This window comes from Petrotoga olearia DSM 13574 (assembly GCF_002895525.1).
In the GTDB taxonomy this organism is placed as follows: domain Bacteria; phylum Thermotogota; class Thermotogae; order Petrotogales; family Petrotogaceae; genus Petrotoga; species Petrotoga olearia.
In genome coordinates, this window is record NZ_AZRL01000012.1 from 195,216 (window position 1) to 213,931 (window position 18,716).

The following is an 18,716-nucleotide window of genomic DNA, read 5'->3' on the forward strand; positions in this document are numbered from 1 at the left end:
AACGCTTTTTTTTCGTTTTAATTGGGAATTATCTAGTTTGAGAAAGGAGGCATAATGTTGTAAGATATAATTGATAATGAAAAAAATTTCATACATCGTTTTAAATTGACTACAAGGAGGTTTTTAAATTGTATAAAGTAGCTATTTGGGGTTTTGGAGCAATGGGTAGTGGAATAGCAAAAAATATATTAAGTAAGAAAAATCTAAAATTGGTTGGTGTCCACGATCTTAGGAAGGAATATATCCAAAAAGATGTGGGAGAGCTGTTGGGATTAGGAAAAATTGGAATAAAGGTTTACAGTGACCCTATTACAATGGTTAAGGAAACGGACCCAGATCTTGTTGTAATTGCTACCAACTCTTTTATCTCGGTGGTGAAGGATCAAATCATTTCTATCTTGAAAGAAAATAAAAATGTAATTACCATTGCTGAAGAAATGGCTTTTCCTTTTTCACAGGATCCACAAGCGGCAAATGAAATTGACAAGGCTGCTAAAAATCATAATGTATCGGTTTTAGGAACAGGAGTAAATCCAGGATTTGTTCTTGATACACTAATTATAACGTTGACAGGAGCATGTTTGAATGTTCAGAGGATTAAGGCTGCTAGGATTAATGATCTTTCTCCTTTTGGACCAACCGTTATGGAAACACAGGGTGTTGGAACAACACCTGAAGAATTTGAACAAGGAATAAAGAGTGGAAAGATAGTAGGCCATATAGGGTTTGAGCAGTCAATACATATGATCGCCAAGGCTTTAGGATGGGAAATTGATCGTATCGAGCAAAAAAGAGAACCTATAATTTCTAACGTTTTGAGGGAAACTAAGTACGTTAAGGTTCAACCGGGAATGGTAGCAGGGTGTAATCATACCGCAAAGGCTTTTTACAAAAACGAACTGTTGATAGAACTTGAACATCCTCAGCAAGTACTTCCTGAATTAGAAAACGTTCAAACAGGAGATTATATAGCAATTCATGGGGATCCTGATATCTCAATGGCTATAAATCCTGAAATACCAGGGGGCAAAGGTACCATTGCTATAGCTACAAATATGATTCCATCAGTAGCTGAAGCTCGTTCCGGTTTGTTGACTATGGCGGATTTACCAATACCTAGGGCTTTGCTTGCAGAACTTCGTTGAAGGAGGTCGAATTTATGGAGATAAAAAAAGGCGACTGGGTTCAAATTCATTACATTGCTTTAAATCCTGAAGAAAGAGTTTCACATTTGCCGGAAGATACCAAAAAAGTACCGTTTGAAGTTAGAATAAAAGGATTTTTAGAAGATGAAAAGGCTGAAATAGGCGATATCGTAACCATTAAAACCCCTATTGGAAGAATAGTTAAAGGAAAATTGGAAAAAGTTAATCCTAGATATGAGCATAACTTTGGAGAACCTATTCCCGAATTATTAAAAGTTAACAAGGATAAACTGCCTCTGTCTAGAGACAGAGGCGAAAAGCCTCTGAGTTAACCAGCCTAACTTCGAATTTTGGAATGCTAGAGCCAGTTCCTTGACCCGTTCGGTGGGTATCAAATATCTTGAAAGGAGGAAGAAAAATTACTGCATTTCTTTTCCTACTAGAGTAATAAGCCAACTGCAGTAATTTTTCGAAAAAAATGGATAAATCGTACAAAGCTGTAATGGAAAGACAGATAGAAATCATCAAAAAGTCTGTAGGACTTGATTACAATAGGTTTGAAATAGAAGGAATCTCATTTGATTATGAAAAAATGATGAATGAGTCGGGATTTTCAATTGAAGAAATTGAAAGGATTCAAAAAGAAACAGGTGTTGGGAACACTCCCCTTGTTGAATTAAAAAATATAAACAATTTGATTAAAAAATTGTCTGATAAAGGAAAAGGTGCAAGGATCTTTGTTAAAGATGAACAAACCAACCCATCCGGTTCTTTTAAAGATAGAAGGGCTTCTATAAGCGTATATATGGCAAAAAAATTAGGGTATGAAGGAGTTATTGCAGCAACAAGCGGTAATTATGGTGCCGCGGTAGCTTCTCAAGCCGCTAAAAGAGGATTAAAATCTATTATAATTCAAGAATGTTTTGATTCCCGAGGCGTTGGTCAGCCTGAAATCTTAGAAAAAGAAAGATCGTGTGCTGCTTATGGAAGCGAAGTTGTCCAAGTAAGTGTAGGGCCTGAATTGTTTTATTATACTCTTCTTCTTCTTGAAGAAACCGGATTTTTTAACGCATCGCTTTACTCACCTTTTGGTATTGCGGGAATAGAAACGTTAGGTATGGAGATAGCGAATCAAACCAAAGAATTCACAGGGAAATTTCCCGATGTCGTTGTTAGTACCCATGCTGGAGGAGGTTTAACAACTGGAACCGCTAGAGGATTAAAAAAAGCTGGGGCATTTTCAACTAAGGTTATTGGTGCAAGTGTTGATTTAAGAGGTTTACATATGGCTTCCGATAAAGATTTCAATAGAAAATCTTTCACTACAGGACACACTGGATTCGGGATTCCATTTGCGGTTTTTCCTGACCGATCCGATGTTCCAAGAAATGCCGCAAGGGTTCTGAGGTATATGGACAGGTATGTTCTTGTAACTCAAGGGGAAGTATTCTATATGACTGAATTACTTGCAAAACTCGAAGGGCTACAAAGAGGACCAGCTGGCAATACTTCGTTGGTTGCAGCCTTTGCTTTGGCAAGGGAAATGAATGAGGATGAAATAATAGTTGTAAACGAAACAGAATACACAGGAGCTGGAAAGTTACCAAGTGCTCAACTCACTTTTGCCAAAGAAAATGGGATTCAAGTAATATTGGGCGATCCAATAAAAGATGACATACCAGGGGAAAGAATTGTGATACCTGAAGATCCTTCACAAATAGACTACATTGAAATTCCAATGTCTCAATTGAAAGAATCGTATATAAACCAACTTATAAAAAGACTTGGAAAAACTGATTTTACTCAAAAAGAAATTCAATTCATATCAGAAGAAATAAGAGAAGATGAGGATTCGGTAATAAACTTGATTAAAAAGGTAAAGGAGGAGACTTTATGAAAGAAAGAGCTGATGACTTTCAGGAAAGGTCAAAGAAGCTTCAAAATATGAATGATGAGGAATTAGACAATTATTTTTGGGAATTAGTTGAAAAGGTAGTAGACCCTTTGGTAAATCTTGCAGAAACACATACCTCTCCTTCTATAGAAAGGTCTGTATTGTTGAGAATGGGGTTTAATTCTCTTCAGGCAAAAGCGCTGGTTGATAAGATTGAAGAAGAAAATTTATTGTCAAAAGGAGCGGGGAATGTGGTCTACAAAATCGCAAAACAAAAAAATATAGGAATAATGCAAGCTGGCGATGCACTACTAAAAGGGGAACTTTGGGATGATGTAGAGAAGATCTTTAGAGGTGGTGATACAAGTGGAACTTCAACCAAATGAAAAGATCAACATAGAAGAAATTTTAAGTGATTTGGAACATTATATCCCCAGAAGAAAGGGATGGACTTGGAGAAAAAAATTACCTGAAGGAACCAAAAAAAGCGATTTTAATTACTATGAGATAAGTGAGGATCTGAAAAACTCACTCCCTCTTCCCGCAGCTCATTACTTTGATAACCTAGACCCACAGCCAGACACGGTGATAACATCCGAAATCGCTTCAGGAAGATTTGAGGAAGATATTAGAAGAATGCGAATGGCTGCGTGGCATGGAGCAGACCATATAATGGTCATAAGAACACTCGGCCAAAGCCACATAGACGGTCTTATAGAAGGAACTCCTGAAGGTATTGGTGGGATACCAATAACGAGAAAACAGTTGAGGGCAACTAGAAAAGCACTTGATTTAATTGAAGACGAGGTTGGTAGGCCCATAAACTTTCACAGTTATGTTTCAGGTGTAGCTGGCCCTGAAATAGCTGTGTTATTTTCTGAAGAGGGGGTTAATGGAGCTCACCAAGATCCACAGTACAATATTTTGTACAGAGGTATTAATCCAATTAGATCTTTTGTGGATGCTGCCGTTGCTAAAAAAGTAATGGCTTGGGCGAATATACTTCAAATTGATGGTGCCCATAACGCCAACGCTTCAGCTAAAAAAGCCAGAAACGTTATGCCTGAACTTTTGGTCCAACATGCTATAAACTCTCTATTTTCATTAAAAGTAGGCATGAAAAAAGAAAATATCGCTCTATCAACCGTTCCACCTGTAGTTTCACCTTCTCCTGAGTTCAGAATCAACTTAGTCTATGCCGTTACATTGAGAGAACTATTTAAAGGTTACAAGTTCAGGGCTCAAATGAACACAAGGTACATTGAATCCGATTTATTCGATGCAACGAGAATACACGTTTTAAACACTCTCATTTCTCGGTTGACTTCCGCAGACATTCAATCAACTATTACTCCCGATGAAGGAAGAAATGTGCCTTGGCACGTTAACTCTATAAGAGGTGTAGAAACAGCTAAACATACATTGATATCAGCAGATAATATTAAACAATACCTCAAAATTGATGAAGAAAAAATTAGAAAAGAAGTAAGAGAATTGAAGATGCGAGCTATATTGATGCTTGAAGAAATAATAGAAATGGGTGGATATTTTGAAGCCTTGGAAAATGGTATGTTTGTAGATAACGGATACTATCCTGAAAGAGCAGGAGACGGAATAGTTAGAAAAAAGAACGGAGAAATAGCAGCAGGCTCAGTGGTACCAAGGGATAAAGATTATATGGCTCCTGTCTGTGAACATTTTGGATACAACGTCTTACCTAAAGGATTAGAAAAACCTTGCGATTTAATCGGTGGTTGTACCTTACATAACAGAGAAAAGATTCAATTTATTGATGAGTTAGATGAGAGTGATAACGTTGAAAAAAGATTACGAGATATAAAAGAATACAAAGAAAATAATCTCATAAAGCCAGAAGTTGAATGGAGTTACGATGGTTGGATACAACTTGACATGACAATCCCTGAATCTGAAGAGTACGCAAAAGCAGCAGCGGTTGAAATATGTAAAAAAATGGGATTAGAAGATATTCATGTTATTCATTCAGCCGTTTTACATCCATCAGAGGGGACTTATCTTGAATTGAAGGCAAAAGTACCTTTTTTTGTTAAAAAGGATGAATTAGAACTCCCAAAAAAGAATGAAGTGATGAGTGATGAAGAACTTTTTGACTTTTTTAGTAAACACAAGGTCAAAGTAGTAGCCGGAACGATAGGTAACGATGAACACAACATAGGTATCAGAGAAATACTAGATATAAAACATGGAGGAATAGAGAAATACGGAATAAACTATGTTTATCTAGGAACTTCTGTGCCACCAGAAAAAATCATAGATAGTGCGATAGAAGTGGGAGCCCAGGCGGTTTTAGCTTCTATGATTATTACTCATAACGATGTCCATGTCGAAAATATGAAAAAGCTACATGAAATTGCTGTAGAAAAAGGAGTTAGAGATAAATTATTACTCATCGTTGGAGGAACTCAGATAACCAATGATTTGGCGATAAATAGTTACATGGACGCTGGCTTTGGAAGAGGAACCAAGGGAAATCACGTTGCTACATTTTTGGCTAAGAAGTTAAAAGAAAGAGAGCATAGCAAATAATTTTTAATTAATTTATTCTTGCTTTAAATCTTTTTTTAGTGTAAAATTAAAATAGTGAAACCCTAATTCTTCCAAAGGGAGGAAAATTCGATGTCGTTTGAAATAGATACAAGGGTTTTAAAAAATGCTGTTCAATTAACCAGCAACGCTGTTTCAAGAAAAACAGTTAACCCTATTTTGAAAGGAATAAAATTAACTGTAGAAGAAGACGTGTTACATATTTATGCCACAGATTTACAGACTGGTTTTCACAAATGGTTGAAGGTTAAAGACAACGATGAAGATTTTTCTACAGTGGTGGAACAGACAATTTTTTTGGAAATACTATCAAATCTCACTTCTGACATAATTACGATCACTTTGGATGGAGTTTTGAAAATTTCAGGTGGAAATTCTGTATTTCGATTACCTACGATGGATCCTGATGAATTTCCTTCCTTGGCCTTCGACGTTACAGGGAACTCTATTACATTGGATAGAAAAATTATTACTAATATGATCGATAAGGTGATTTTTTGCGCTTTAAAAGATTCTTCTTCTCTTTCGCGCAGTTTAAATGCCGTTTACTGGGACTTTAGGCAGGGAGGGTTTTTGAATTTAGTTGCCACGGATTCATATAGATTAGCCCTTTCTGAAAGTAAGTTGGAAGATGATAATATTCTTTCACCATTTCTATTATCCCTAAAAAGTATGGATGAATTAAAAACGATACTCTCTTCCGCAAAAATGGAGAATATAAGAGTAGTCCAAAGTGGTTCTCAAATTCTTTTTGATTTTGAAGAAGATAATAACCAGTTGATTTTTAACGTTATAGACGCAGAGTTTCCTAATTATTTGGGTATAATTCCCCAGAGTTTTATAACAAAGATCAGGGCTAAGACCTCGGAATTTTTGGCTATTATGAAAAGGATGTCTATAACAGCCGGAAGTGAGGAATATACTTTATTAAATATTGAAGATGGAAGAATCCAGTTTTATGCAAGTTCTCCGGATGTTGGTGAAGCAAAAGAATCGATAGATGTCGAGCAAGAAGGCAAAAATATTGAGATCGCCTATTCCCCAAGATATTTCAGGGAGGCATTAGAAAGAATAGAGACTGTGGAATTTGAGTTTGATATATCCGACGAGGAAAAACCTACCATTTTAAAGCCTTTAGAGGACAACAGTTACATGTTCATAATAATGCCAAAGAGGAAAAGTTGAAGCATGTTAAAAATTGGTTTTGGTTACGATGTTCATCCTTTTGTTGAAAATAGAAGATTGGTATTGGGTGGAGTCGTTATAAATCATCCTAAAGGTTATGGATTGGCAGGTCATTCGGATGGAGACGTGTTTTTTCATGCAATAATTGATAGTTTATTAGGGATGTGCGGTTTGGGGTCAATAGGGGAGTACTTTCCTGAAAGTAAAGAGTTTGAAAATATTAGTAGCTCAATCTTATTAGAAAAGACTATAGATTTGATTAAAAAAAGATATATTGTTAAGATAAATAATATTGATACGGTAATCATATCTAATAGTGTAAATATCAGTTCAATATCAGGTCAAATAAAAAATAACACCTCGCGTATCTTAAATTTAGAAGTGAGTCGAATAAACTTAAAAGGGAAAAGTGGTAATGGGCTGGGGGTTGGAGGAAATGATCAAGGTATAGAAGTTTATTGTACAGCCTTAGGTGAGGTAGGTGAAATATAAACTCGTTCATAGCTTCGATATGTCTCCCAAAGATATGATCAAAATACAGAAACAGTTAGCTAAAGAGGTTAAATTAAGCCATTTTTCTGATGTACCAAACTTAGTATGTGGTGTTGATCTTTCCTTTCAAAAAGACGAAGGATTAGCTGTGATCGTTACTATGAATTTTAAAAAATTATCGGTGATCGATGTAACATATGCCGTGGATAGGGTTACCTTACCTTATATTCCCGGTCTTCTAGCTTTTAGAGAGCTTCCCATCTTTTTAAAAGCTTGGGAAAAACTTCAAATTGAACCTGATATAGTTTTTTTTGATGGTCAAGGCTATGCCCATCCTAGAAGGATGGGCATAGCTACACACGCATCTTTTTTTATTGAAAAACCTACTATAGGAATCGCTAAATCTAAATTAATTGGTGAATACGAAGAGCCGGGAAAGAAAAAGGGTGAATTTACATTTCTGTACCATAAAGATGAGAAAATAGGAATAGTGTTGAGAACAAGAGATAATGTAAAACCTGTATTCGTATCTCCCGGCAACTTGGTGGATTTCAATAACGCTTTAGATTTCACTTATCATTTTTCCACGAAGTATAAAATTCCTGAGATAACTCGAAAGGCACACTTATACACTCAAAGTTTAAAACAGAGGTGAGGTTGTTGACCCAAAAAAATACCAGAAATTTCATATACCTCTCAATGATCGTATTTTCTATGGTTATGAACACTCTTGCTCCTCTTATGACTTCCATTCAAGAAAGATTTTCAGTTTCGATAACTATTTCTTCTTCATTACCGTTTATAAGTACCTTTGGTACGATGCTATCTAATTTTATAGGTAGCTTTTTTATCGCCCAGATAGGTTATAAAAATTTTTTGACAGGTGGTTTTATTGTTCAGATTTTGGGTTTGTTTTTATTTGCAACTGCATTTAATTTTCCCATGGTTGTATTATCAGTTTTCTTATTGGGGGTAGCCACAGGTGCTACTTTTATGACTTTAACTTCTGCTTTTTCTCACCTTGATAGAAAAATCCAAAATTTTGGATTTTTAAATGCAAGTTTTGGGATCGGAGGTATAATAGCCCCTCTTTTAGTTAGCTTATTTTTAGTTATGAATTTAGATTTTAGATTTGTGTATTTTATTCACTTAATTTTAATTTCTTTACTTTGGGTTTTTGTTTTAATTTATAAACCCATTCAAAACATAAAGTATGAAGCGATTAAATTTAAGGAAGCCACAGGTATAATAAGAAAAAGATTTGTTTATTTATCATTGTTGATATTCTTATTTTATTCTGGAAGTGAAATAGGCATAATAACATGGAGTGGGAACCTTTTCCATGATGTTTTTAACTATTCTAAAGAATTTTCATCTGTAATTATAAGTTTATTTTGGGTAGTTTTTACCTTTGGTAGGGCAATTACGGAATTTTTAAACAGAAAATTAACAGAATTGGGTACCATTTTGTACTTCTCTATTTCTCTTATAATAAGTCTTGCGTTGTTACTGATATTTCAACACTTTATTTTCTTTCTTTTCGTTGGTTTTAGTTTATCTGCCATTTTTCCAAGTATTCAAAAATACTCCAACCAAAATCTCCCAAAGAGAATCTTAGGGATGTACAATGGGTTGGCTTTTGGTTCCACTGGGATTGGAGCTATGATAATCGCAACTTCCATGGGGGTAATTGGTGATATTAATTTTAATATCTCCTACGCCATTCCTTTTTTTACTTTTGCCATCATCATTTTTATCACCCAAAAATTGGGTAAGGAGAAATTAGATAATGGCAATTGAAATTAAAAAGCGTACCCAAAGGGGGGGAAGATGAAATATTCTAAGATAAAAACTGGCTGCATAGACGGTTTTAAAGTAGAAAATATCTTAGTAGAAATCGATGTAAACTCTCGTTCTACCCAACAGACATTCAAAATAGTAGGAATGCCTTCCACATCTGTTTTAGAAAGTGAGAAACGAGTTACCAGTGCCATTAGAAATACTGGGTTTACTATCCCTAACGGATCGATAGTTGCAAATCTTTCACCTACCTCTATGAGAAAAGACGGTTCACATTTTGACTTACCAATTGCTGTATCCTTGTTGGAGGCATCTGGTCAGATAAAAGAATTAAGTGATGATTACTATATATTTGGTGAACTTGGTTTGAATGGAGAAGTTAGACCTGTTTCTGGGATATCTCTTTTTTTGATGTACATAAAAGAAAGAAATCAACAAGCAAAATTCATAATTCCACGCGGAAATCAGGGGGAAAGTAAATTTGTAGAAAAGAAGGAAGTTATCGTTATAGATAGCTTAAAAGATATCGAAAATATATCGCTGGGTATTTTGGATGAATACTCTCCAAAGTATGAGGATATTGTACAACCATCTTACAACTTGGATTTTCGTGAAATTAAAGGTCAAATCTTTGCCAAAAGGGGTATAGAGATAGCAGCCAGTGGATTTCACAACGTCTTAATGAGAGGATCTCCCGGTTCGGGAAAAACAATGATCGCTAAAAGGGTTCCAACAATATTACCAGATATGACGAGGGAAGAAATCATCGAATCAACTATGATCTATTCAGTTGCTGGATATATGAATACGATAATCGATAAAAGACCCTTCAGATCTCCTCACCACACAGCTTCAACGGCCTCAATAATAGGGGGAGGAGCCGTTCCGAAACCTGGTGAAATAAGCTTGGCTCACAATGGAGTATTATTCATGGATGAATTTCCCGAGTACCGTACGGATGTAATAGAGTCCCTAAGACAGCCTTTAGAAGACGGAGAAGTGACGGTAACAAGAGCAAAATCCGTTGCTAATTTTCCTGCCAGATTCATGCTTATAGCCTCTCAAAATCCGTGTCCATGTGGATATTATGGGGACAAGGAGATTGAATGTACGTGTAGTTTGAACCAGATCTTAAATTACAACAGAAAAATATCAGGTCCCATATTGGATAGAATAGATATAAGAATAGATGTACCAAGGGTAAAAATTGACGAGCTCATGTCCAAGGAAGATGGAGAAAGCTCAGAAAAGATTAAAGAAAGAGTTTCAAAGGCTTCCCAAATACAGATAAAAAGGCAAAATAAATTGAATGGGAAACTTAGCAATAAAGAGCTGAAGAAATTTGCTGCTCTTACTGAAAAAGCGGAAGGCTTTCTAAAACAAGCAGCTATCAATTTAAAATTAACTGCAAGATCGGTAAACAGGGTAGTTAGAATTTCGCGAACTATAGCTGACACTTTTGATTCAAAGAATGTGGAAATAAGTCATGTTTCGGAAGCCCTGAATTACAGAGGGAGAAAAATCATATGAGAAAAATGTCTTCATTTTTTCTGTTACTTTTATTGGTATTAAGCGTTGTTTATGCTAATTCGCAAGAATTAATAACAATACCAGATATAGAAAACCTCCAAAAAGCAAAAGTTTCTTCTATATTGGATGGAGACACAATTAACACTTACCAATACGCTGAAAGTATCAGGTTGATAGGGATAGACGCGCCAGAGAACAAAGCCGGTGGTAAACCCATTAGCGAGTACGGCTATAAGTCGTACCAATTTGTGAAGGATAGACTAATAAATATTGCAAACAGAAACGTATATTTAGAGTTTGATGAGGATAAGTTTGACGATTACGGAAGGGTTTTGGCGTATGTATATTATGAGGATGAAGAAGGAAACTTAGTATTACTAAACGAAGAAATATTAAAAAATGGATTAGCCCGACCGTTGTTTTATGAAGATACTTCAAAAAAGCAAGAAATATTTGTTAAAGCTTATATCCAAGCATATGAAGATAGAAAAGGGATCTTTGAAAGATACGATGATGAAAGTCTTGTCGTGGAATCTGATGGCTTAACCCAAAAGGATTTAGGGAGAATACGATGGGTTAAGGTCAAAGTAAAAGAGGTTATAGAAGAAGGATGGAATTACTATAAAATTATCTCTGAAGACGAAGATTTTTACTATGGAATAAGAAAACAAGAGTTTGATGCCTTTTTTGATGATTACGATATCTATGATTTAGTTGGGGAAGAAGTTATGTTCTTTGGAGAAATATGGATAGACCAGCGAACTGGGCAATACGAAATACTGGGAAGAGCTCCCTTTGAAATAAAAAGATTTGTGAATGGAGTGCAGTGGGAAGAGGGAGTTTAGTTTAAAACTTATTTTAAAGATCGTATAACGGAATAAGAGGGGGATATACATTATGGGTAAATATTTTAAAAAAGTAGTAGGAGAAAAATGCTTTTTGTCACCAGTTAATCCTGACGATTTTGAAAAATACACGGAATGGTTAAATGACCCAGAAATATCAGAAAACATGATGGTAGAGGATAATATTATTTCTTTGCTTAAAGAAAAAGACATTTTAGAAAAAATGGCAAAAGGCAACGATGTCGAATTTGCCATAGTGGATTTAGAAACAGAAGAGCTGATAGGCAATTGTGGTTTACACAACATTAATAGAATTAATCAATCGGCTGTCCTTGGAATTTTTATAGGAAACAAAGAATATCTGTCTAAAGGGTATGGTACCCAAGCCATTAAATTGTTGTTGAATTATGGATTCAGCGTTTTAAATTTGAATAACATTATGTTAGAAGTTTTTGAATACAACAAAAGAGCCATAAGATCTTACCAAAAAGCTGGATTTAAAGAAATAGGTAGGCGAAGGCAAGCAAAGTTTTTTAAAAACAATAGATACGATATAATATTTATGGACATTTTAAAAGAAGAATTTCTTGAAATAAAAGATGCGAAAGGAGCAATAGGGTGAAAGATTTAGACAACATAGAAAAATTCACCACTGGTGAAGAAATAGCTAATGCCGTTATACACGGTATAGGAGCATTGTTGAGTATAGCTGCTCTGGTGTTATTGGTAGTTTTTTCAGCGATTAACGGACAACCTTGGAGTATTTTCAGTTCGGCTATATATGGTTCATCGTTGATTATCCTTTATTTATCTTCAACACTATATCACAGCTTTCAACGTAAAAAAATAAAAGATCTCTTTGAAATATTCGATCATTCGGCAATTTATATTTTAATAGCGGGTACTTACACACCTTTTGCACTTGTTACGTTGAATGGAAGTTTAGGGTGGATTATATTTTTTGTTGTATGGGTTTTGGCGGCTATAGGCATTATTTTTAAAATATTTTTCGTTAAAAGGTTTAGGATCCTTTCAACAATTTTATACATAGCCATGGGATGGTTAGTTGTGTTTGCTATGGAACCTTTAGTTTCGAACTTGGATTTCTGGGGACTATTTTGGTTGGTTATAGGAGGCATTCTTTACACAGTCGGGACCATATTTTACGTGTGGAGAAAAATCCCATATCATCATGCTTTATGGCATTTGATAGTACTTGCAGGAAGTATATGCCACTTTTTCTCAGTGTTCTTTTATGTTATATGAGATCTCAGGAATTTAAAACTCCAAGTGCAAGAGCTGCCAATTTCGATTGATCGTTGTCGGCTCTTGATACTAAGACTACAGGAGCCTTTGCTCCTACTACAATTCCTGCCACGTTTCCTCCTGAAAAATATACAGCAGATTTTCCTAACAAATTCCCCGAATGGATATCTGGAACAATCAAAATATCAGCTTTGCCTGCAACCTCACTGTTTATATTTTTAATCTTGGCAGCTTGTTCGTTTATAGCGTTATCAAGGGCAAGAGGACCATCGACAACACAACCTTTTATTTGACCTCTTTTATTCATTTGGGTCAAGATGGCGGCATCTATTGTTTCGGGCATATTGGGATTAACAACTTCGACCGCTGCTAGTAAAGCTACTTTAGGAGTTTTTATATCAAGGTTTTTGGCTACTTCAAGGGCGTTGTATATAATTTGAACTTTTTGGGTTAAATCAGGATGGATTATCATTCCGCCATCGCTTATCAAAAGTAATCTATCCAAATAAGGTGTTTCTACTACAGCAACATGAGAAAGCAAATTTCCTGATTTTAATCCCCAATCGTTGTTTAAAACAGCTTTTAGCAACTCAGAGGTTTTTATCTTGCCTTTCATAAGCAGATCAGCAGCTCCACTTGAAACAAGTCGAACGCCTTTCTCGGCTGCTTCTTGTGGGTTTTCTGCGTCTATAATGTCAAATTCCTTTCCAATAATTTCAAAGTTTTTTTTAATTTCTTCTTTATTTCCAACCAAAACAGGGTTTGCAAACCCTTCTTCACTTGCTTTTGATAAAGCCTTCAAAGCTTCAATATCTTCTGCACAGACAAGAACGACGTTCTTTGTTGGTTTGGACTTTGCTTTATTCAACAATTCCTCAAAGTTTTTCATGAAAACGTCCACCTTTGTTGATTATATTAAGCACCTCTTTGAGAAGCTTCTTCAATTACAGGTTTTTTCCAGTTACCAAAAATTAGAAATCCTAAAGCTAATAGAACAGCAGAAAAATTGCTTATTATCATTGCGATGAAAACGCCTATGTAACCGTGATTTTGGGCTAAGAAAAACACTAAAGGAACCCTTATTCCCCACAATCTTACCATATCTATTATGGTCGATTGTAAAGTATGTCCTGTACCTCTTAAAGTACCAAGAAAAACAGAAACTAATGAAAAGAACGGAAGTGAGAAAGAAACGTATCTAAAAAACTCTTCTCCTACTTTAATTACTTCTGGATCGTTTATGAAAAATTTTGTTATATTGTGACCAAATAAAAACATCAGCATTGAAGCGCTTCCGACGATCAGTAAAGTTGCCAAAGAAGCTTTTCTAACCGTTTCCTCAGCTTTTTCAGGTTTGTTGGCTCCTACATATTGGCCTGTCATCGTAGCTGTTGCCAAGGCTATTCCCATAGCGAACATCGTTATTAAATTGTTCATTCTATTTCCAATTCCATATCCGCTAATAACAATAGGCCCAAATTGTGCGATAACCCCCATTATTATAGCAAATCCTATAGCTGTGAAAGATTCTCCTATCGAAGAGGGTAAGCCGACCGTTAACACTTTTTTTATAAGTTTTGGATCTGGGACAAAATCTTTAAAGTGCAATTTAAAACCCTCTCTACCTTTGAATAATACGAATAGAAATACGACAGACATTATAACTTGAGATAACATAGTTGCTAATGCAGCACCAAAAACTCCTAAATTGAGTTGGAAAATGAAAAGAGGGTCAAGCGCTACATTCAACAGGATGGATATACCATTGTATTTCAAGGCTATAATTGAATTTCCCCATCCTCTGAATATACCTGCCACCGTTTGCATTAAAAAACTGAAAGGTAAACTAAATGCCATTATTTTTAGATACGTATTACTGAGGTCGAATATATTTTCGTCTAATCGTAAAAGAGATAATAATTGCTTGCTAAAGATTACCACTATTGCCATAATGGATAAAGCCACAAAAGTCATTACCAAAATAGTTTGTGCTGCAGATTTTTCAGCTCTTCTTTGATCACCATATCCTGTATATTGGGCTATCAAAGAGGTTCCAGCATATGAGAATCCTGTTGTGAAGGATATAAAAACAAAGATCAAGGGCCAAACTACAGTGGGAACAGACAACTCTAAAGGGCCTAACTTTCCCAAAAAATAAGCATCAGTTATATTATATATCGCTTGCATCATATTTGTCAAAATGATTGGCCACGCTAAGGCGAACAAAGCTCTCCATATAGATGTTTTTAAAATGTCAACTTTTCCTGTATCCTTGGTTTTCACTCACTATCACCTTTAATGTAAAAATTAATTCGCTATCCTTATTAATATTTTATCAGATTATTTGGGATTTTGGTTAAAAATAAAGGTATATATTTTAAGCTTCGTAGTTAGATATTATTAAAAAATAAATAAAAAAAGGTGCCTACAAAAAAGGGCGCCCAAAATTATTTGCGAAAATCTAAAGTTTTTATCTTTTTATGCTCACTAACCTTAAGCCAATTCTTTTTCTTGATTTATCAATGTTTATTATTTCAACTTCTACTATATCGTTTATTTGTAAAATATCCGTAGGGTGAGCAACAAAATTTTCAGAAAGGTTTGACTTATGGATCAAACCGTTTTCTTTTATTCCCAAATCTACAAAGGCTCCAAAATCTGTAATGTTAGTTATTTTACCTGATAATCTCATGCTTTCTTTTAGATCTTCAAATTTTAGAATATCATCCATAAGTTGAGGTTGAGGCATTTCATCCCTTGGATCTCTGCCGGGCTTTTGAAGTTCCTTCAGAATATCGATCAATGTATATTCTCCAATTTCTAATTCTTCAGATATTGATTTTAGATTTTCTTTGTCGTTTAAAAGTTGCGAAACCTTTAATTTTAATGGTTCCAACCTTTCTTTGATTTTTAGATCATCCAACGTGTAACCAAGTATATTTATTAATTTTTCGGCTGCATCATAACTTTCTGGGTGTATTCCAGTCATTTCTAACGGGTTTTCTCCGTCGATTATTCTCAAAAATCCTGCACTTTGTTCAAAAGTTTTTTCTCCAAAGCCTTTTACATTGAAGAGGTCCTCTCTTTTATTGAATGGCCCATTCTTTTGGCGGTATTGAACAATTTTCTTTGCTATGGTAGTTGTTATTCCAGAAACGTATTCCAATAAAGAATATGATGCGGTGTTTAAATTAACACCAACGAGGTTAACTACGCTTTCCACGGTTGCATCAAGCTTTTCCTTCAACTTTTTTTGGTTAACATCGTGTTGATACTGTCCAACACCTATAGATTTGGGGTCAATTTTTACAAATTCCGCCAGAGGGTCTTGTATTCTTCTTCCTAAACTTATAGCTCCTCGAACAGTTACATCATATTCTGGGAACTCTTCTTTTGCCAACTTAGAAGCAGAATAAACAGAAGCTCCAGATTCATCGACGAATATGTACTTAAGATTCAAATTATTTTTCTTTATTAAGTCAACAACGAACTGTTGAGTTTCTCGTGAGGCGGTTCCGTTTCCTATTGCTATTAGATTTATATTATGCTTTTGAATTAAACCCATCACAATTTTCTCGGAGTTTTCGATATCGTTTTGTGGAGGAACGGGAAATATCGTATCGTTAGAGAGAAAATTTCCCATTTCATCTAATGCCACAACTTTACATCCAGTTCTGAAACCAGGATCAATTGCTAGAATCCTTTTGTTTTTTAAAGGAGGAGTTAGTAATAATTGTCTAAGATTTTTGGCAAAGAGATCTATCGCCCCTTCTTCTGCTTTTTCTGTGAGATTTTGTCTTATTTCTCTTTCTATTGATGGGTTTAACATGTTTGTGAATCCATAGTTCAAACCTTTGGATATAATTTCATCACAGATTTCATTTCCTGTTTTGTACTTAGCTTTTTCTTTATTGAGCCACTCGTCATCAATAATTAATTTCACATTTAAAACTTTTTCTTTTTCGCCCCTGTTTAATGCTAAAACCCTGTAATTGGGGATTTTTGAAATTTCTTGTGTGAATTCGTGATACATGTCGTACTTTGTGGCTTCTTCTATAAACTCTTTCTTTTTTTCAGAGTGAATTTTGCCGAATTTTTCGTAATACTTTCTTAGACTTTCCCGATTATCTTTGCTATGGGCAAAGGTTTGACCTATTATGTAGGAAATTCCTTCTACCACTTTGTCTATGTTATCGTATTCCTCAGATACAAATTCTTCTAATTCATCTAAGGATTTGATATTACCTAACAACACTTTGTTTGCTGCAGGTTCAAGACCAGCTTCTATAGCTTTGTCGGCATTGGTTTTCTTTCTTTTTTTGTAAGGAAGATACAGGTCTTCCAATTCAGTCATCTTTTTGGTGTTAATTATCTTTTCTTTCAGTTCATCTGTTAATTTACCTTGCTCTTCAATGCTTTTTAAGACTGTCTTTTTGTAGTCTTCTAAGTTTTGGTAATATTTAAGTAATTCTTCTATTCTCCTAATCTTTTCTTCATCTAAATTACCTGTTCTTTCTTTTCGATACCTGCTGATAAAAGGTACGGTGTTCCCTTCATTTAATAATTCTATAGTGTTTTCCGCTTGAAATGTTTTTATGTTCAGATCCTCTGTTATTGTTTTGATTATATCCAATACTTTTACCTCCAAGAAACAATGTATTTTGCTGTTTTTGGAACTCTAAATCATCTCTAATTCACGATAGAAAATTTGTAAATTGTTGTTGAAGAGTACACTTCCGAAGACCTTAAAGTTGTGGAAGGAAAGTTTTTCTGGTTTGGAGAATTGGGAAAATGTTGTGTTTCCAAAGCTATTCCAGAATATTTTCCGTAGTGTTTTCCTTCTTTTCCATAAGTATCAACAAAATTGCCTGTATAAACTTGAATCCCAGGCTCGGTGGTGTATATTTTCATCACTCTTCCACTTGTGGGTTCGACCATCCTTGCAGCTAAAGATATTTTGCTATTTTCTTTGTTTAATACGAAATTATGATCTATTCCTTCTAATGGAGAATCTTTCAGATCTTTGAGCACCTCACCGAGAATTTTTGGGACTGTAAAATCAAAAGGTGTATCTTTGACACTTTTTATTTCTCCGGTTGGTATTAACGTTTCATCTACGGGCGTATAATGATTAGCAAATAGCTCTAACTGGTGATCAAAAATATTTCCTTTACCTTCTCCAGCTAAATTAAAGTAACTGTGATTTGTCAAATTTATGATAGTGGTCTTATCTGTAGTTGCAGTATATGAAATCTTTAATTCATTATCGTTGGTTAAAGTGTAGGTAACGCTTACACGTAAGTTCCCTGGATAACCTTCTTCACCATCATGGCTTAAACGCTTGAACCTAACAGAAGGTCCTTCAACAGTTGTAAAAGCTGTAGCTTGAAATATTTGCTTTTGAAAACCCTTGATTCCCCCATGAAGATGGTTTGAATTATCGTTTTGAGCTAAGGTATAATTTTTTCCTTCAAGTGAGAATTGCCCGTTTTTTATTCTATTTGCGTGTCGCCCTATTGTAGCCCCGAAAAAAGGATTATGTGGATTAGGTTTTTCGTAATCTGAAACAGTGTCGAAGCCTAAAATTATATCTTCAAGTTCTCCTTTTTTATCAGGTAAGTACAACGATACCAACGTAGCTCCAAAATTTGTTACTTGTAAGGTAACTCCCTTCTCGTTTCTTAATGTGAATAGAGTCACAGGGGTTCCTTCTACTGTGTATCCCCATTGATTTTTTTCAATATATCCTAAACTTGACACTCAAGATCCCCCTTTTATTTTTCTGGTATAAAAAATATTATATCATATGGGAATACATTGTCAGGAAACTTATCAATCTTTTTTTAATAGTTTTGAAGTGGAAGAAATAGAAGAATTCATTAAAATTAGCAGCAATTTTTAATTGAAAAACGCCACAAGTGGTCCTTATCAGATTTGGAAATTTGAGGTCATGGTAGTAAAATAGATATAAATATA

The 18,716-nt window shown here is 34.9% G+C and carries 17 protein-coding genes; 13 read left to right on the plus strand and 4 right to left on the minus strand.

Annotated features, from left to right (window positions below; translation table 11 throughout):
• Positions 1 to 128 precede the first annotated feature (128 nt).
• The 13 genes from ord (at position 129) to trhA (ending at position 12,740) form a co-directional block, all read left to right on the plus strand.
• Positions 129 to 1,145, plus strand: a complete 1,017-nt coding sequence (gene ord / locus X929_RS04915; RefSeq protein ID WP_103066925.1) for a 2,4-diaminopentanoate dehydrogenase — start codon at positions 129 to 131, stop codon at positions 1,143 to 1,145.
• A gap of 14 nt (positions 1,146 to 1,159) precedes the next feature.
• The gene (ortA, locus tag X929_RS04920) at positions 1,160 to 1,477 is read left to right on the plus strand and encodes a 2-amino-4-oxopentanoate thiolase subunit OrtA (protein WP_103066926.1); all 318 of its coding nucleotides are present in this window, start codon (positions 1,160 to 1,162) and stop codon (positions 1,475 to 1,477) included.
• A 146-nt stretch (positions 1,478 to 1,623) separates the two neighbouring features.
• On the plus strand, positions 1,624 to 3,042 hold the full coding sequence (ortB, locus tag X929_RS04925) for a 2-amino-4-oxopentanoate thiolase subunit OrtB (protein ID WP_103066927.1): 1,419 nt from the start codon (positions 1,624 to 1,626) through the stop codon (positions 3,040 to 3,042).
• A complete protein-coding gene (locus tag X929_RS04930) occupies positions 3,039 to 3,425 on the plus strand; it encodes an ornithine aminomutase subunit alpha (protein ID WP_103066928.1) in 387 nt (128 codons plus the stop codon). Before ortB ends, X929_RS04930 begins: the two co-directional genes overlap by 4 nt.
• Positions 3,406 to 5,604, plus strand: a complete 2,199-nt coding sequence (gene oraE / locus X929_RS04935; RefSeq protein ID WP_103066929.1) for a D-ornithine 4,5-aminomutase subunit OraE — start codon at positions 3,406 to 3,408, stop codon at positions 5,602 to 5,604. The genes X929_RS04930 and oraE overlap by 20 nt, the downstream gene beginning before the upstream one ends.
• Positions 5,605 to 5,694: 90 nt before the next feature.
• Complete coding sequence (dnaN, locus tag X929_RS04940) at positions 5,695 to 6,807, plus strand: DNA polymerase III subunit beta (protein ID WP_103066930.1); 1,113 nt, start codon at positions 5,695 to 5,697, stop codon at positions 6,805 to 6,807.
• A 3-nt stretch (positions 6,808 to 6,810) separates the two neighbouring features.
• The gene (ispF, locus tag X929_RS04945) at positions 6,811 to 7,299 is read left to right on the plus strand and encodes a 2-C-methyl-D-erythritol 2,4-cyclodiphosphate synthase (protein WP_103066931.1); all 489 of its coding nucleotides are present in this window, start codon (positions 6,811 to 6,813) and stop codon (positions 7,297 to 7,299) included.
• Positions 7,289 to 7,954 (plus strand): endonuclease V, encoded by a 666-nt coding sequence (gene nfi, locus X929_RS04950; RefSeq protein WP_103066932.1) that lies wholly within the window; start codon positions 7,289 to 7,291, stop codon positions 7,952 to 7,954. The genes ispF and nfi overlap by 11 nt, the downstream gene beginning before the upstream one ends.
• A gap of 5 nt (positions 7,955 to 7,959) precedes the next feature.
• Positions 7,960 to 9,099 (plus strand): MFS transporter, encoded by a 1,140-nt coding sequence (locus tag X929_RS04955; protein ID WP_103066933.1) that lies wholly within the window; start codon positions 7,960 to 7,962, stop codon positions 9,097 to 9,099.
• Between the two features lie 30 nt (positions 9,100 to 9,129).
• Complete coding sequence (locus X929_RS04960; protein WP_103066934.1) at positions 9,130 to 10,629, plus strand: YifB family Mg chelatase-like AAA ATPase; 1,500 nt, start codon at positions 9,130 to 9,132, stop codon at positions 10,627 to 10,629.
• Positions 10,626 to 11,474: a thermonuclease family protein gene (locus X929_RS04965; protein ID WP_103066935.1), complete on the plus strand. Its 849-nt coding sequence runs from the start codon at positions 10,626 to 10,628 to the stop codon at positions 11,472 to 11,474. The genes X929_RS04960 and X929_RS04965 overlap by 4 nt, the downstream gene beginning before the upstream one ends.
• A 52-nt stretch (positions 11,475 to 11,526) precedes the next feature.
• Positions 11,527 to 12,096, plus strand: coding sequence for a GNAT family N-acetyltransferase (locus X929_RS04970; RefSeq protein WP_103066936.1), 570 nt, complete (start codon positions 11,527 to 11,529; stop codon positions 12,094 to 12,096).
• Positions 12,093 to 12,740 carry a PAQR family membrane homeostasis protein TrhA gene (trhA, locus tag X929_RS04975; protein WP_103066937.1) on the plus strand — a complete coding sequence of 216 codons (648 nt, stop codon included), beginning with the start codon at positions 12,093 to 12,095 and terminating at the stop codon, positions 12,738 to 12,740. The genes X929_RS04970 and trhA overlap by 4 nt, the downstream gene beginning before the upstream one ends.
• A 4-nt stretch (positions 12,741 to 12,744) precedes the next feature.
• Here the strand turns inward: trhA and X929_RS04980 are convergent, their stop codons facing one another.
• From X929_RS04980 to X929_RS04995, 4 genes are all read right to left on the minus strand, one after another.
• Positions 12,745 to 13,629, minus strand: a complete 885-nt coding sequence (locus X929_RS04980) for a bifunctional enoyl-CoA hydratase/phosphate acetyltransferase (protein ID WP_103066938.1) — start codon at positions 13,627 to 13,629, stop codon at positions 12,745 to 12,747.
• Positions 13,630 to 13,655: 26 nt separating this feature from the next.
• The gene (locus tag X929_RS04985) at positions 13,656 to 15,023 is read right to left on the minus strand and encodes an MATE family efflux transporter (RefSeq protein WP_103066939.1); all 1,368 of its coding nucleotides are present in this window, start codon (positions 15,021 to 15,023) and stop codon (positions 13,656 to 13,658) included.
• A 187-nt stretch (positions 15,024 to 15,210) separates the two neighbouring features.
• The gene (locus X929_RS04990) at positions 15,211 to 17,373 is read right to left on the minus strand and encodes a Tex family protein (protein ID WP_103066940.1); all 2,163 of its coding nucleotides are present in this window, start codon (positions 17,371 to 17,373) and stop codon (positions 15,211 to 15,213) included.
• 56 nt (positions 17,374 to 17,429) lie between these two features.
• A complete protein-coding gene (locus X929_RS04995) occupies positions 17,430 to 18,500 on the minus strand; it encodes an aldose epimerase family protein (protein WP_103066941.1) in 1,071 nt (356 codons plus the stop codon).
• Positions 18,501 to 18,716: the final 216 nt, after the last annotated feature.